The organism is Legionella erythra (assembly GCF_001467615.1).
GTDB lineage: Bacteria > Pseudomonadota > Gammaproteobacteria > Legionellales > Legionellaceae > Legionella_C > Legionella_C erythra.
This window is the reverse complement of record NZ_LNYA01000016.1, coordinates 1-361: the sequence shown is the minus strand read 5'-3', so window position 1 is coordinate 361 and position 361 is coordinate 1. Positions and strand designations below refer to the sequence as shown.

Here is a 361-nt window from a genome sequence, read left to right as displayed (position 1 = left end):
AACCTGAGTCTCCTCAAGTCACACAGTAACATGAAAATCACTATTCGCTTGTGTTACCTCTATTTCTTACCTAATTGTTAATGAACGTCTGAGCCATACTCAGATTAACCAGCACTGAAACAATGCGAATTGATCTAAACACGATAAAAAAATAAGCTGAGTGGTGGGTCTGGGTGGACTTGAACCACCGGCCTCACCCTTATCAGGGGTGCGCTCTAACCAACTGAGCTACAGACCCAATTTATAATTTGATTTGGACCGTCCAATCAAAATTATTTTTTTAAGCTTACTTCTTCTTTTGAAAACAAACTGTGTGGGCGCCCTGTCGTGTCATGCGTCTCTATATTAAGGAGGTGATCCA

At 41.3% G+C, this 361-nt stretch carries 1 tRNA gene; it reads right to left on the bottom strand.

The features are described 5' to 3' along the window. Window positions 1-161: 161 nt before the first annotated feature. Window positions 162-238 (bottom strand) — tRNA-Ile (locus Lery_RS03645). Window positions 239-361 lie beyond the last annotated feature (123 nt).